Genomic DNA, 14,986 nt, shown 5'->3' with positions numbered 1-14,986 from the left:
CCATGGCAACTGTGCTGAATTTTAGTGCAGGTTACGTACTTCATAGCCGCGCCTACGGCGATACCAGCCTTATTATCGATTTTTTTTCCAAAGAATACGGCCGTCAATCCTTGTATGCCCGGGGCGCAAAAGCCAATAAAAGGGGCGGGCCAAGGGCGCTACTAAATCCTTTTATCCCCCTCGTTGTGTCTGCCAAGGGCCGTGGCAATCTAAAAACACTCACTCATATAGAATCTACCGGTACCGCTTTTCAGCTGAAGGGCAGGGCGCTTTATTGTGCTTTTTATCTCAACGAACTAATTGTGCGACTGCTCCCAGAAGACGACGCACAATCTGCATTGTTTGATTATTACGGTGAGATATTGGCGGATTTGTCACAGCATCACCCAGATTGGGGCGATGCTCCATTGGAGGTGCGCTTGCGTTCGTTTGAGTGGCTGCTGCTAGAGATGGTAGGCGCAAGTTTCTCGCTGACAGAAGATATTGACGGCAAGCCCATTGAGCCAGGCGCCGCTTACGGTTTGGTTCAACAGCAGGGCATGAAGCGCCTGGAAGCAGAGCTTGCGGGAATATCAGGTGCGGCGCTGTTAGCGCTAGGGCGAGGTGATCTTGCCGATGAAGGGCACCGGGCTGAACTCAAGCGTTTTATGCGCGGCGTGCTACGTCCCTTACTCGGCAGCAAACCGCTCACCAGTCGTACTTTGTTTAATTAAAGCGATACCACACTAGCTTTTGAACTTAGCTTGAAACTTCGGTTTCGTCTGCAGCAAATAGCACGTCTACATCGTGCGACTTTCCCCATTGAAGCAGGGCATCAATTTCGATGTTCAGCCGCTCAATTTGAATTTCGAGCTTACCGGTTTCTTTGGCTTGCAAGCTTCTATCAAGGTCGTGAGCGGCCTCTCGCAACTTTGCGACCCCACAGTAGCAACAGCCACCGTGTAGCCGATGAACGGTAGACTCCAGTGTTTTGTAATCTTCCGAGGCAAAACTTTGCTGTATGGATTGCTGATCGGATTCCAGGGTGTTTAGAAGCATGCTTAGCATGTCGCGCGCTAAATGCGGCTTGTTGTTGGCAAGCGCCAGGGATTCTTGTAAATCTACAACTCTTTGCACCTTTGAGCCGGCTTCGGGCTGGGTGGTTTCAATTTTTGGTGTTTGTAACTCGTGGATTTCTTTTATCCAGCCTGCATGCATTTTGCGGGCTTTCAGCCAACGGTTTATCACGTGCGCCAGCTGCGCCTCACTCACAGGTTTGCTGAGGTAGTCGTCCATGCCGGCGAGCAGCAGCTGAGATTTTTGCTCGGCCATGGCGTGAGCGGTAAGCGCCACAATGGGTGTGCGACGTTTGCCAAGTTCGCGGCTGCGAATGATTTTGGTGGCTTCAATGCCATCCATTATCGGCATTTGCAAATCCATAAACACCATGTCGAAAATTTGTTTGTCGGCAATTTCTACGGCTTGTTTGCCATCGGAGGCCAGCGTCACGTCCATGCCAAGCCCGCTTAATAGCTCGCCGACCAATTGCAAATTTGCAGGGTTGTCGTCTACGGCCAAAATACTGGGCTTGTGATCAAAGCTTGATTGCTGGCCGATGCGGGTTTCTTCTTTTTCTGGTGTTAGGCCCGCCCGAATCATATTCAGTAGCCTTGCCTGAGTAATGGGCTTCTCCAGGAAATTGCCTGTTTGGTCTGGCAGGTTGTGCTCTACAACACGGCGCGCGCTGGGTGTGCCCAATAAAAACATATTGCACGAATAGTGATCGCGCATCTGGCAAATAAGCTCATTGAGGTCTTTAAAATCCAGCCTGCGCTCCTGCTGGGGCTCTATGTCGTAGAAAATAGCCTCCACGGGCATGTTGATCTGGGCTTGTTTTTTGACGAGCGCTACCAGTTCCTGCGTGCTTTTAGCGAGAATAATTTTACCGCTTTCGGCGCCAACAATTTCTTTAACCTGAGTGCAGAGCTGGGTGTTGTTACTCAGCATGGCAAAATGGCAGTTGGCCAGCTGGTGTTGAGGTTGTTGTTGGTAAGATTCCTGCTCGATACCAAATTGTGCAGTAAACCAAAACAGCGCGCCGCCGGTATCACTGTTTTTTACGCCTATCTCGCCATGCATGCGCTTAATAAGCCCCTTGGATACTGCAAGCCCAAGCCCTGTGCCACCGTGTTTACGGCTGTTGCTGCTATCTGCCTGGCTAAATGCCTGGAACAATTTAGACCTGTCTTGCTCGCTTACGCCCACGCCTGAATCTTCTACGGTAATGCTAACCTCTACCTGAGTCTCTTCAAGCTGTTTAAGTTCTGCGCGAATGATGACATTGCCACCGTGTGAGAACTTGATTGCGTTACTCACCAGATTGGTCAGTACCTGTTTAAGGCGTAGGGGATCACCCAGCAGGTGAGTGGGCAGGCTGCGATCAATCAGCAAGATAAGCTGGATGTGTTTTTCGTGGGCGGCGGGGGCCATGATTTGCATGGCTTCTTCAACCACCTGGCGCAGTTGCATGGGTACGTAATCGAGCTGCAGGCGGCCGGATTCTATTTTAGAGAAATCAAGCACATCATTGATGATGGTCAGCAAACCTTGCGATGAGTGCTGAATAGTGCGCATGTATTCTTTTTGCTGATCGGTTAGCGGCGTTTTCAGTAGCAGGCTGGTAAAACCGATAATGCCGTTGAGGGGGGTGCGAATTTCATGGGAGGTGTTGGCCAGAAAATCCGATTTAACGCGGCTTGCCTCAACGGCTTCTTTGCGTGCTAAATCCAGCTCGATATTCTGGATTTCGATGGTCTCCAGGGTTTCACGCAAATCTTCTATGGATTGATCCATATTGCGTTGAATTTCTTCGCGGCTCTCTTTCAGGCTTAAGGCCAGCTTGTTAAACGCGGTTAAAAGCTCGTTTAACTCCGGCAGGTTGCTGCCCTCCAAACGAGTATTGAGTGCCCCAGATTGCAACTGCTGCAGGCCCAGCTTGAGGTCATTCAGGCTTGTGGATAATTGCTGACCATAATTGAGGGCAATGGCTCCACTGGCTATTGCCGCGGCCATCCCCAAAACCAGCGCCAGTAACAGGGTTTGGTATTCAAGCAGGGTGTAATCATCGTTTGAGATTTCAACCGCGAGCCAGCCAAAGGGCGCAAAGGAGTCGTGGTCTGCGTGGATGGGCACGATAAACAGGGTGCTGTCGTCAAGGATTTGGTGGTTGGCGTCCAGGGCGAACCGCGCCGGGTCTAACTGGGCCACCAGAGAAAAGCTGTTGCCTGCATGTATCAGGGGGTTGCGATTGAGGTCGTACACGCGCACAGCCCGAATGTCGCCATCGCTTACGCTGGTTTGTACTACCGATTGCAGTAGCAGGCGGTTGTGCATGGATTGGTAGGTAAGCTGGGACAGCAGCCGGCTGAGGTGGTAGCCCCGGTCAATGGAGAGCTTGCCGAGCTGGTGCACGTACAGGCCGGTAAGAAGCAGGGCGAGTGCGAGCGTCAAGAGTGCGGTAGGGAGCAGGGCAATGCGCAGCGAACGCCGCTTGATCGACTGAGTTATATCCACTTAGAAAACCATCCAATTTGGCAGCGGTTTAACCATACCATAATCAGCGGTAGAATAGCGCCCTTTAGGCGGCCTGGCCCCAGGTTTGGTGCTGCCTCCACACATAGGGAAAGGTCTGATTTATGTCATATTCTGGCGGTGATCTGGGGCTTCCAACCATGGAAGCGCTGGTGGGTGGCACGCCATTGGTCAGGCTGCAACGTCTGCCCGGCAAAACCAGTAACCTGGTGCTGCTTAAGCTTGAGGGTAACAACCCGGCCGGCTCTGTTAAAGATAGGCCAGCGCTTTCCATGATCAAGGCGGCTGAAGGCCGGGGCGATATTACCCCCGGCGATCGCCTGATTGAGGCCACCAGTGGCAATACAGGTATAGCGCTGGCTATGGCTGCGGCCATTATGGGTTACAAAATGACCCTGATCATGCCCGATAATGCCACCGCCGAGCGCAAGGCCGCCATGACGGCCTACGGTGCCGAGCTCATATTGGTCACTAAAGAAGAGGGCATGGAGGGCGCGCGGGATCTGGCCCAGACAATGGCGGCAGAAGGCCGAGGTAAAGTACTGGATCAGTTTGCCAATGGCGATAACCCCAACGCCCACTATGTGAGTACCGGCCCGGAAATATGGCAACAAACCCAAGGTAAGGTCACCCATTTTGTAAGTTCTATGGGAACAACCGGTACCATTATGGGGGTTTCCCGTTACCTTAAAGAGCAAAACCCCGAGGTTCGGATTATTGGCCTTCAGCCCGAAGACGGTGCCAGTATTCCGGGCATTCGCCGGTGGCCCACTGAATATCTCCCTAAAATCTTCGATGCCAGCCGGGTAGACGAAATCGTGAATATGGCCCAAGTCACCGCGGAAAACACCATGCGGGCCCTTGCAAGGGAAGAGGGCATTTTTTGTGGTGTATCCTCCGGCGGCGCTGTTGCTGCTGCCCTTGAGTTAAACCGCAAGCTGGAAAATGCCGTAATAGTGGCCATTGTGTGTGATCGCGGTGATCGTTATTTATCCTCCGGCGTCTTTAACTGATGGCCGCTCGCCCAAAGCACAACAGAAGGCCTGCACGCACCAAGGCACCTGAAGTCAGGCTGCCCCGGAACGAATCCGAGGTCACTATTGAGCGCTTAGCGCACGATGGGCGTGGCATTGGCTATGTAGATGGAAAAGTAACCTTCGTAGAACAGGCGCTCGCAGGTGAATCGCACCGTGTGCGCGTGATTGGCGGGAAATCGAAGTTCTATGAGGCCGTGAGCAGTGAACTTTTATCCGCGCCTGCGCAAGAACGTGCCGTTCCTTCTTGCCCGCATTATCAAAGCTGCGGCGGCTGTCATCTACAACACATGAGTCTGGATGCGCAAATAGCATTCAAGCAAGATCTGGTGGCAGATCAATGCCGTCGCAACGGTGTAAGTTTGCCTGGATTTTCATCGCCTTTGGCGGGCGCGGGGCTTGGTTATCGCGGTCGTTGCAGGTTATCTGTACATCACAAAGGCGAAGCATTTGCAGGCTTTCGTCAAAAGGGCCAAGCGCAGCTCGTAAAAATCAAACAGTGTGATGTGCTGGTGCCCAGCCTTGCAAAACTGATTGAACCTTTGCAGGGCGCGTTATCGCAAATAACAGCACGGAGCCTGGGCCATGTAGAGTTAATAGACGACTCTGCGGGCCCGGTGATTATTGTCCGGCACGTAGCCGATCTTTCCGAACAAGAGCTGGCTGTGTTGCAACAGTTGGCAGACACTCAAAGTGTAAGGCTTTTGCTTCAGCCCAATGCCGAGCCGGCGCTTTATCTTGTTAGCGGTGAGGCGGTGTCCACGCAGTTTTCGCTTAGCGTACCTGGCCTCAATGCGCCACTTGCGTACCGTGCAGAAGACTTCACCCAGGTAAATCGCCAGATAAACCAGCAAATGGTGGCGCAGGCACTAAACTGGTTGCCTTTGTCTCGCGATCAAACCTGGATTGATTTGTATTGCGGTGTGGGAAATTTCAGTTTGCCCTTGGCCACACGGGTTGGCAGCGTGCATGGCGTAGAGGGAGTAGCCGACATGGTTGCCCAAGCCGAACTTAATGCCCGCAATCAGGGTTTGGATAATTGCAGTTTTTATGCGGCAGATCTGGAGCAGGCGGGGATCTATCGCCGCCTGCCAAAGCAGGTGGATGGCGTATTGCTGGACCCGCCTCGCGCCGGTGCAAAAACAGTGGTGGGCCATATTGCCAGCCTTAAGCCCGCGCACATTTTATACGTTTCTTGCGACCCAGCTACTTTCGCCCGTGATGCTGCCATGCTCACGGAACAGGGCTACAAAATAGACAAAATTGGCATCATCGATATGTTTCCACAAACAATGCACGTGGAAACCATGGCCGTATTTCGGCGTTAATCGAACACCCAAGACAGGACGCGCATGGTAAAAGTCAGAGAAGATCAGCCAGTCACTTCCGATGGCCGTATAGATGTTGAAGCCTGGTTGGCCCGGCTGGAAGCCAAGGTGTCTCTCAGTGGCGACGCCTATTCGCGTATCAAGCTTGCGTGCCTTGCGGCAGTAGCCGCAGAACAAGACGCTATTGCCAATGAAAATATTTGGGTTACAGGTATTAGCAGCTCCAAAACCGGCCTGGAAATGGCCGATATTTTGGCAGACCTCAACCTGGATGTTGACACCCTTGTAGCCGCGATTTTGTACCGTGCGGTGCGCGAGGGTAAGCTCAGCAACGCAGCCGTTGGCAAAGAGTTCGGCACAAAAATTGAAAAGCTCATAGACGGCGTGCTGCGCATGGCTGCAATTAGCGGGGTGCGCCTGACGGAAGAAAACTCGGCCCTTGGCAGGCAGTCCGATGAGCACGCCGAAAATGTGCGAAAAATGCTGGTGGCCATGGTTGATGATGTGCGCGTTGCACTCATCAAGCTTGCCGAGCGCACCTGTGCCATTCGCGCCTTGAAAAATGCCACACCCGAGAGGCGCCAGCGGGTTGCCCGTGAAATCGCCAACGTCTATGCGCCCCTGGCTCACCGCTTGGGTATTGGCCATATCAAGTGGGAACTTGAAGATCTTGCCTTTCGCTATCTCGAGCCTGAAGACTACAAAACCATTGCCCGCCTGTTAGATGAAAAGCGCTTGGGCCGCCAGCAGTATATTGATGAAGTGATAAAGGAGCTGCGTGCCGAGCTTGAAGGCGCATCTATTGATGGCGAGATTACCGGCCGCGCAAAACATATCTACAGTATTTGGCGAAAAATGCGCCGTAAAAATATCGGTTTTTCCCAAGTTTACGATATTCGTGCGGTGCGTATTCTGGTGCCCACGGTGCGCGATTGCTACGCGGTTTTGGGTATCGTACACAGTTTGTGGCGCAATATTCCCAATGAGTTTGATGACTACATTGCCTCACCCAAAGAGAACGGTTATCGCTCACTGCACACGGCGGTGATTGGCCCGGAGCGCAAGGTGCTAGAGGTGCAGATTCGCACCTTTGCCATGCATGAAGACGCCGAATTCGGCGTGTGTGCACACTGGCGCTACAAGGGCACAGACAAGGAAGAAGAGCAAACAGGCTACGATCAAAAAATTGCCTGGTTGCGCCAGGTGCTTGAATGGCATGAAGAACTGGGTGACAAGGGTGGTGACGACAATCCACTTGCCGATGATCTGAATCTGGGGCTCAATCAAGATCGCATTTATGTGTTTACACCCGATGGACACGTGGTTGATTTGCCAAGCGGTGCAACGCCCTTGGATTTTGCCTACCGCATTCACACAGATGTTGGCAACAAATGCTGCGGTGCAAAAGTTAACGGCCGCATAGTACCCTTAAATCACGCGCTCACTACATCTGATCAGGTAGAAATTCTTACCGGTAAGCGTGAATCTCCCAGCCGTGATTGGCTGAGCCCGGCGTTGGGTTACGTTACTACCTCCCGGGCGCGGGCGAAAATCCAGCAGTGGTTTAAATTGCAGGCGCGCGAAAAGAATCTGTCTGATGGACGCGCGTTGCTAGATAAAGAATTCAAGCGCCTGGCCGTACAAGATATCGATTTCGAACAACTGGCGAAAAGCCTTCACTGCAAAACCCTCGACGACCTTTACGCCGCGGTGGGCGCCAGTGATATCAGTGTGACCCAGGTGCTTAATGCTGCCCAGCGCTTGCTGGAAGGCGATGCCGATGACCACAAGCTACCTCAGCTGCGCACTGCACGTGCAGACGGTGAGGCCGCCGACATCTACATTGATGGTGTGGGTAATTTACTCACGCACTTAGCCAAGTGCTGCTCACCTGTGCCCGGCGATGCTATAACAGGCTACATCACTCTCGGGAAGGGCGTTTCTATTCACCGGCAGGATTGTAGCAATGTGCTGCAGCTCGAGGCCGATGAACCCGAGCGCATTATTCAGGTGAGCTGGGGTGAGGCACCACAGAAATACTATGCCGTTGAAGTGCTTATAGAGGCATTTGATCGCCACGGTTTGCTGCGTGATGTAACCGCGCTCTTAGACAGCGAAAAAATCAACGTGGTTGCCATGCAAACCTTATCGAATAAAAATTTAAACACGGTAGATATGCAAGTAACCATTGAGGTTAAAAACTTTAATGCCTTAAGCCGCGCGCTGAACAGGCTAAACCAACTGCCTAACATTGCAGCTGCCAGAAGGAAGCGATAACCATGGCCGCCGCCAATAAAAAGCCGAACCATAACTACACACTTCAAGATCTACTGCAGCTAATGGCAAGGCTCAGAGACCCTCAAACAGGCTGCCCTTGGGATATTAAACAAACCTTCGCCACTATTGTGCCCAGCACCCTTGAAGAGGCCTATGAAGTGGCTGATGCTATAGAGTCTGGCGATTACGATCACCTGAAGGAAGAGCTGGGCGACTTGCTGTTTCAGGTTGTGTTCTACGCGCAACTGGGTAAAGAGCAGGGCTTTTTTGATTTTGATGCACTGGTCTCGACGCTTGTTGAAAAGCTTATAAGCCGCCACCCGCACGTCTTCCCAGACGGCACACTTGAAAGTACGGCCACGGCAGCCAGTGATGTGGATGTTAAAGCCCAGTGGGAGGCCATTAAAAGCGAAGAGCGCGCTCGCAAGGGCAAAGTCAGCGTCATGGCCGATGTACCTATTGGGTTGCCGGCAACTACTCGTGCCCAAAAGTTGCAAAAGCGCGCCAGTAATGTGGGGTTTGATTTCTACACATTGGCTGCGGCCATGGAAAAAGTGCACGAAGAGCTGGCAGAAGTAGAGCAAGAGCTTGCACGTATGGGCGAGCAGGGTGCGCAGGAGGCGCTGGGTGAGGAGCTGGGCGATCTGTTATTTTCGGTAATTAATGTGTGCAGGCTGGGAAAATTTGACGCTGAAAGCCTGCTGCGGGCAACTAACCGAAAATTTGAATCCCGCTTTCTTGTGATGGAATCGCTGCTTGAAAGTCAGGGCCTAACGCTTGAGGCCGCCACACTAGAACAGATGGAGGCGGCCTGGGTTCAGGCTAAGCTGCAGCCTTAGACCGATTGGCATCGATTTCTTTTTGCCATTCAAACAGGTTCATTTCAATAAATACGAACGCAATTAGCCAAAGGAAGGCATCCCAAAAATCCAGGAAGTCACCATCCATTCCCCAATATATCGCACAACCCAAAAGCGCAACATAGCAGAGCACTTTAATGGCGTTGGTCAATTTTATAAGTAATCCGGCTTTGGCGTGACGGGTTTGCAAGTACACATCTATTTCCAGTATCACCACAATCAACAGCCAGGTTGCTGCGTTAACAACATCAATAAACGCAAGGTTTTTAATAATCCCGTAATCTGTTTGCGTGCCAATTATTTGCGTGCCATCCAGCTGCACGAGAGGTGCAGCGTTTAGCGCGGCACAGTCATCGAGGGTAATCGGAATATATTCGTTCAGGGTAGAGATTTGAGTAAAGCTCGTGCCCACCAGTGTACAGGCATCAGCAATGCTAAAAGGGCTGGCATTCAACACCGAAAAATAGCGAGACAGGTAGCCGTACAAAGAGTAGGAAATAAACAGGTAGCTGATGCCGCGCACCAAAAAGAGTGCAGTGGTCACCCGACGGGTGAGCCATTTGTCATTTAATACATAGGTTTCAAGTTCAAATAGCAATAACAGCAGCACCCAGGCTGCGGTGTCTATGGTATCTGAATAGGCTTCAATCAGGTTTGCCAGCGGCACGCCACCTTTAAACGTATGGGCAAGGGCGGCGGTGTTTTCCTGAAAAAACAATACCAAATTTACCAGTAACAGGCAGTAGATACAGTACTTGAAAGCCTGATAGGCCAGGTAGATGCTCGGCAGTCTGAAGGTGGCGGTCACAGTGTTCATCCAATAAATTAGCTACTTGTTATTAATAAAAACGACGTCACCATCGAAGATGGTGGTTAAAACTCGCGTGCCCGACAGCTGGTCGCTGTCATCTATATTCTCTGGGCTAAAGAGGTTGCGATCCAGAATGATAATGTCGGCTTTTTTACCAGCCTCTATTGAGCCGGTGAGGTGGGCCTGCTGCAGGGCGTTGGCGCCATTAATGGTGTAGGCATCTATGGCGTCGGCCAGGGTTATACGCTCATCAGCATTGTAAATCCGGTTTTCAGCTGCGCGGGTAACTGCTGCGGCAATATTGACAAACGGCCGTGGATCTCGGGTATCAACCGGTGCATCGCTGCCCGCCACCAGTGTGGCGCCTTTGGTTTTGGCGGTTTTTACCGGGTAGTGATATTGCATCGCATAATTAGAGGGCGCATAGATATCAGCCAGGCTATCTAATTTATCAATGAAAGGCGTAACAGTGACATCGTAAAGGTAATCCGGCACGGCCCAAGCATAGGTGAAGGCAAAATAGACGTCATTGCTGGCCAGTTTATTAAGATCCCAGGGTGCAATCTGTTGTGCGTGGGCAATGGTTTGGGGTAGCGAATGGTTAAGCTTGGCGCGGCTGGCTGCAAAAATATCCAGCGCCTTGCCCACAGCTCTGTCACCAATGGCGTGCGCATGCACAGCAAAACCTGCAGCTTCCAATGATTCAATGTAGGTGCGTATAAACACTTCATCATGCTCAAGCTTGCCCAGGCTTTGGTCGCAATCTTCAACCTGTGCAGGATGTTTGGAAGGGGGCAGTTCGCGATTTATTGGCAGTGTGCAGCGTGCATCTGCGTTTTCGCGATAGCCTGTGAGGGCCAGCGCCTCACCTTGAAGCTCAAATTGCGGCTGATGGTAGGGGTGGTAAACCGCGGCATTGGGCAGAGATGCAGGTGAGGCATAGGGGTTGCCTTCAATCACACCGTCTACAAACACTTTGGCGGCATCGGCTTTTAATAGCTCGGGGGTTTTCTGCCGCTGTTTAATCTTGGTAAATTGCCGAATAACCGCAGGAATATTAACCAGGTGGGTAGCATTTTGCTGCACAAAGCCTGCGCTTGCGTCTTTACCCGAGTGTTCTGCGCCATCTTCGATGGGCTTGCTGAAGGCGGCAAAGTCAGTAAATAAGGCCGCAGTCATACGCACGGTTTGACGGCCGCTGGATGAAAATTCTTCCCAGATTGACAATGTGTTGATGTCTGCCGCTGCGTCTTGAATGCTGGTAATGCCGCGGCTATTTAACAGGGCAACAACTTCCGGCAACTTGGCCGCCAGCTGTGCAGGCGTGCCATCGCCGGTGAGGATGTTGGCATCCAAGTCTAAAAGGTAGCGCGCAGATTCCGCCAAGTGACCGTTGGGTTCGCCCTGGGTGTCTAGGCCGATGTATTGTGTGTAGGCATCGAAATGCAGGCTTAGGGTTTGCGCGTTTAGCCCAACAACAACGCCTGCGGGCGTTTTCGCGGTGGTAAGCGCCAGGCTATTTGCCGCGCCATGGTGGCCGTCGTTGCCGGCGAGGTAGATGGGGTGATTTTGGCTTGCGGCATCTAAGGCGCTGCGTATTGTGGGCAGTGCCTCACTGGGTTTGTTGCCTTTGGTAAAGTTCCACTGCTCTACGATGAGCCATTGGCCGGGCTTCAGGTTTGTGTCGTTTATGCATTGGGCCACGGTTTCGCTCAATGCTTCTAAATCCAATGCAGCACTTTCCAGATCGCACTGGCTGCTGCTGATCAAGCCGAACGGGTGAATGTGAACATCGTGCAGGCCGGGCAGCACGCTGTTACCTTGCGCATCAATGATGGTTGTGTCTGGGCCTATTAAAGATGTTACGGCCTCAACGCTCCCTACAAATTGGATTTTGTCGTCGCGAATACTTAACGCTTCGGCAAACTGCTGTTTGTGGGCGGTATATATAGCGCCGTTAATAATGACGGTATCTGCAGCTTGCGTGGGCGCAGGTAAACTTCCGGATTTTTCAGTGCAGCCCACACTAAGGGTAAGGGCCAGGCTGCACAGTGTTGAGTAAAAAAGTGTTTTCTTATCCATCTTGCAGCTGGCCTATTTCTCGCTAGGGGAGTGTGTTTTTGGAACGCGTTTATTACACGTTTAGTAGCAGATATTCCCTCTCCCAGGAGGTGATCACCCGGTTAAACGCTTCAAACTCTTCCATTTTTACTGCAGCGTATGCCTTGATGAAATCAGCACCAAACACCTCTTCCAAATCCGGGCAAGTGGTGAGCAAGTGCAAGGCATGCAGAAGGTTGCGTGGCAATTCAATTTCACCATCTTCACTGGCATGTCCTTCACAGTGCGGGGTGGGTGAAAGCTTCTTTTTCATGCCTAGGTAGCCACAGGCAAGGGATGCAGCAAAGGCGAGGTAGGGGTTTACATCCACTCCGGGGAAGCGGTTTTCTACGCGCTTGCCGGCAGCGGAACTGTCTGGCACACGAATGCCGGCGGTGCGGTTATCGTAGCCCCACTCAAGGTTTACCGGCGCGGCGATATCTTTTGCAAACCGACGGTAGGAGTTCACGTTGGGCGCAAAGAAGGAGATGGTGTTGGGTATGTAGCGCTGTAAACCGCCGATATAGTATTTAAACAGCTGGCTTTCTTCGCCGTTTTCATCAACAAAGATATTTTTACCCGACTTATCTACCACACTTTGGTGGATGTGCATGGCGCTACCTGGTTCGTTGGTCATAGGCTTGGCCATGAAGGTGGCATAAATGCCGTGCCTGAAAGCCGTTTCCCGCATGGTGCGCTTAAAGGTAAATACCTGATCTGCCAAATCCAGTGCGTTCCCGTGCAAGAAATTGATTTCAAGCTGCGCGGCACCGGATTCATGAATAAGCGTGTCTACATCCAGCCCCTGCGCTTCGCAATAGCGGTACATGTCGTTAACAATGGGCTCATATTCATTGCAGCCGTCAATGGAATAGGATTGACGCACCATTTCACGACGGCCAGAGCGGCCAGGAGGGGAGGTTAATTCGTAATCCGGGTCGGTATTCTGGCTTACCAAATAAAACTCGACCTCCGGTGCAACCACCGGTTGCCAGCCTTCTTTTTCATAGAGCGCCAGCACTTTCTTCAATACGTTGCGCGTAGCCATTGGGTGGGGCTCGCCGGAACGGGTGTAGCAGTCGTGAATAATCTGGGCGGTGGGTTCTTCAGCCCAGGGCACGATACGCACGGCATTCGGATCTGGCTCCAGGAGCATGTCTGAATCCAGCGGTTGTACCAGATCCCAGTGGTTGTCTACATATTCCCCGGTGACGGTTTGCACCAGAATACTTTCAGGAAGCCGACTATCTTCTTTAATGAATTTGTGTGCTGGAATGAATTTGCCGCGCGCGTTGCCGGTCATGTCTGGAACCAGGCATTCAACTTCTGTGATGCCGTTTTGTTTTAACCAAGCGTCTATGGAGTCAACCATGTTGCACCTATTGGGGGCTGAGGATTAAAGAGTTCAACAGTAATTCAAGGCGATGTTACTCACAACGGCAAACAATGGCCGGCTGTTACCCCAAATGGGGCTTGCGTAGGATCGCGCTGAAATCTACTATAAAACCGAATTATTATTCAGTCTATTCTTGCAGTGGACGAAACACAAGATCCCCAATTGGGGCAGTTTGGAGGCGGCATGAACCGTATTTGGCACGAAACACGTCAGGCTCACACAGATTCCTACTATGCGGCTACCGCCAACATACAGTTTGAGGAGGGCCCCCTGACCGGCGCTGAAACCGCAGATGTGGTGGTTATCGGGGCGGGGTATACCGGGGTTTCAACGGCGCTGCATCTGGCTGAAAAGGGCTACAGCGTGGTGGTGCTGGAGGCTAATCGCATCGGCTGGGGCGCATCTGGTCGCAATGGCGGCCACGTCGGCACCGGCCAGCGTAAAGAGCAGGCTGACCTAGAGGCAAGCCTCGGTAAGGAGCGGGCTAAAATTTTATGGGATTTTGGCCTGGAGGCCGTCGCCACCGTTGAAGAGCGCATTCACAAGCACAAGATCCAGTGCGATTTAAAGCAGGGCATTCTGCATGTGGCCAATAAAGCATCCGAAGTAGAGGATTTCCGCGCCGGGGTGAACACACTGCGCAACGACTACGGCTATTCACAGGCCGAGTTTGTGGATAAGGACCAAGTGGGCGAAATGGTGGGTAATCAGCGCTATCACGCAGGCTACCTCGACCGCGGCTCGCGCCACCTGCACCCGCTTAACTACCTGCTTGGCCTGGCAAGTGCCGCTAGGGCAGCCGGCGTGCGCTTTTACCAAGATTCACCGGTAACCCATTACGACAAGGGAGAGCCGGCTGTGGTGCACACAGGCCAGGGGCAGGTGAGTGCAACCTATGTGGTATTTGCGACCAATGGCTATCTCAGCAAACTTGAGCCCCGCCTGGCCCGTAAAATCATGCCCATTAATAACTTTGTACTGGCAACCGAACCCTTGGATGATGCCACCGCCCAAAGCCTCATTCGCGACGATGTCGCCGTTCAGGATTCGCTTTTTGTCATCAACTACTGGAAGCTTTCGGGCGACAACCGGTTGATCTTTGGTGGCGGCGAAAACTACAGCAGCCGCTTCCCGTCAGACATCAAGAGCTTTGTGCGTAAATACATGTTGCGTGTCTACCCGCAACTTGCCAATACCCGCATTGACTACGGTTGGGGTGGCACCTTGGCAATTACCCTAAACCGCATGCCGTGCTTTGGCCGCCTTGAGCCCAATGTTTTCTATGGCCAGGGGTATTCGGGCCACGGCGTGCCCACCGCAACTATGGGCGGCAAGTTACTGGCCGAGGCCGTCAGCGGCACCGCCGAGCGCTTCGATGTTATGGCAACACTCCCGCAGCCAACCTTCCCCGGCGGCACGCTATTGCGTTGGCCGGGCCTGGTGGCCGGCATGCTTTATTACAGCCTGCTCGACAAGCTCTAACAAAGTGCACCCTCGCGCCAGAGTTGGGATATAATTGCGTCTAAGTGCCCGCTTTTTATACATTTTTTATATAAGCGGGCTCAATTGCTGCAGGGCTTTCAGCTGCACACTGGAATTCAGGAGACGAT

10 protein-coding genes are annotated in these 14,986 nt (G+C 52.4%); 6 read left to right on the top strand and 4 right to left on the bottom strand.

Annotated features, from left to right (window positions below; translation table 11 throughout):
* The first annotated feature begins 2 nt into the window (after window positions 1-2).
* Window positions 3-713: a DNA repair protein RecO gene (gene recO / locus L1F30_RS08800; protein ID WP_253355353.1), complete on the top strand. Its 711-nt coding sequence runs from the start codon at window positions 3-5 to the stop codon at window positions 711-713.
* A gap of 25 nt (window positions 714-738) precedes the next feature.
* Here recO and L1F30_RS08795 read toward each other — a convergent pair whose 3' ends face one another.
* Window positions 739-3,552: a response regulator gene (locus tag L1F30_RS08795; RefSeq protein ID WP_253355351.1), complete on the bottom strand. Its 2,814-nt coding sequence runs from the start codon at window positions 3,550-3,552 to the stop codon at window positions 739-741.
* 122 nt (window positions 3,553-3,674) lie between these two features.
* On the opposite strand from L1F30_RS08795, the gene cysM reads away from it, so the two are divergent.
* Genes cysM through mazG form a run of 4 tightly spaced genes read left to right on the top strand, consistent with a single transcriptional unit; the run spans window position 3,675 to window position 9,048 of the window.
* Window positions 3,675-4,583, top strand: a complete 909-nt coding sequence (gene cysM, locus L1F30_RS08790; protein ID WP_305879900.1) for a cysteine synthase CysM — start codon at window positions 3,675-3,677, stop codon at window positions 4,581-4,583.
* On the top strand, window positions 4,583-5,932 hold the full coding sequence (gene rlmD / locus L1F30_RS08785; RefSeq protein ID WP_253355349.1) for a 23S rRNA (uracil(1939)-C(5))-methyltransferase RlmD: 1,350 nt from the start codon (window positions 4,583-4,585) through the stop codon (window positions 5,930-5,932). Before cysM ends, rlmD begins: the two co-directional genes overlap by 1 nt.
* Window positions 5,933-5,956: 24 nt before the next feature.
* Window positions 5,957-8,209, top strand: coding sequence for a GTP diphosphokinase (relA, locus tag L1F30_RS08780; protein ID WP_253355344.1), 2,253 nt, complete (start codon window positions 5,957-5,959; stop codon window positions 8,207-8,209).
* Between the two features lie 2 nt (window positions 8,210-8,211).
* Window positions 8,212-9,048, top strand: coding sequence for a nucleoside triphosphate pyrophosphohydrolase (gene mazG, locus L1F30_RS08775; RefSeq protein WP_253355342.1), 837 nt, complete (start codon window positions 8,212-8,214; stop codon window positions 9,046-9,048).
* Here mazG and L1F30_RS08770 read toward each other — a convergent pair.
* From L1F30_RS08770 to L1F30_RS08760, 3 genes are read right to left on the bottom strand one after another with little or no spacing between them, the layout of a single operon-like run.
* Window positions 9,032-9,886: a hypothetical protein gene (locus tag L1F30_RS08770; protein ID WP_253355340.1), complete on the bottom strand. Its 855-nt coding sequence runs from the start codon at window positions 9,884-9,886 to the stop codon at window positions 9,032-9,034. The two genes, mazG and L1F30_RS08770, sit on opposite strands and share 17 nt — an antisense overlap.
* Window positions 9,887-9,898: 12 nt before the next feature.
* Window positions 9,899-11,962 carry an amidohydrolase gene (locus L1F30_RS08765; RefSeq protein WP_253361713.1) on the bottom strand — a complete coding sequence of 688 codons (2,064 nt, stop codon included), beginning with the start codon at window positions 11,960-11,962 and terminating at the stop codon, window positions 9,899-9,901.
* Between the two features lie 52 nt (window positions 11,963-12,014).
* Window positions 12,015-13,352: a glutamine synthetase family protein gene (locus L1F30_RS08760; RefSeq protein WP_253361712.1), complete on the bottom strand. Its 1,338-nt coding sequence runs from the start codon at window positions 13,350-13,352 to the stop codon at window positions 12,015-12,017.
* A 207-nt stretch (window positions 13,353-13,559) separates the two neighbouring features.
* On the opposite strand from L1F30_RS08760, the gene L1F30_RS08755 reads away from it, so the two are divergent.
* Window positions 13,560-14,858 carry an FAD-binding oxidoreductase gene (locus L1F30_RS08755; RefSeq protein ID WP_253361710.1) on the top strand — a complete coding sequence of 433 codons (1,299 nt, stop codon included), beginning with the start codon at window positions 13,560-13,562 and terminating at the stop codon, window positions 14,856-14,858.
* Window positions 14,859-14,986: the final 128 nt, after the last annotated feature.

Source organism: Simiduia sp. 21SJ11W-1, from assembly GCF_024138675.1.
In the GTDB taxonomy this organism is placed as follows: domain Bacteria; phylum Pseudomonadota; class Gammaproteobacteria; order Pseudomonadales; family Cellvibrionaceae; genus Simiduia.
This window is presented reverse-complemented; position numbering and strand designations above follow the sequence as displayed.

What these genes read in the sequence shown, in the direction of transcription:
- L1F30_RS08765 (WP_253361713.1), bottom strand. Translation starts at nt 11,962, where the DNA reads ATGGATAAGAAAACACTTTTTTACTCAACACTGTGCAGCCTGGCCCTT.
- recO (WP_253355353.1), top strand. Translation starts at nt 3, where the DNA reads ATGGCAACTGTGCTGAATTTTAGTGCAGGTTACGTACTTCATAGCCGC.
- rlmD (WP_253355349.1), top strand. Translation starts at nt 4,583, where the DNA reads ATGGCCGCTCGCCCAAAGCACAACAGAAGGCCTGCACGCACCAAGGCA.
- L1F30_RS08770 (WP_253355340.1), bottom strand. Translation starts at nt 9,886, where the DNA reads ATGAACACTGTGACCGCCACCTTCAGACTGCCGAGCATCTACCTGGCC.
- L1F30_RS08755 (WP_253361710.1), top strand. Translation starts at nt 13,560, where the DNA reads ATGAACCGTATTTGGCACGAAACACGTCAGGCTCACACAGATTCCTAC.
- L1F30_RS08760 (WP_253361712.1), bottom strand. Translation starts at nt 13,352, where the DNA reads ATGGTTGACTCCATAGACGCTTGGTTAAAACAAAACGGCATCACAGAA.
- relA (WP_253355344.1), top strand. Translation starts at nt 5,957, where the DNA reads ATGGTAAAAGTCAGAGAAGATCAGCCAGTCACTTCCGATGGCCGTATA.
- cysM (WP_305879900.1), top strand. Translation starts at nt 3,675, where the DNA reads ATGTCATATTCTGGCGGTGATCTGGGGCTTCCAACCATGGAAGCGCTG.
- mazG (WP_253355342.1), top strand. Translation starts at nt 8,212, where the DNA reads ATGGCCGCCGCCAATAAAAAGCCGAACCATAACTACACACTTCAAGAT.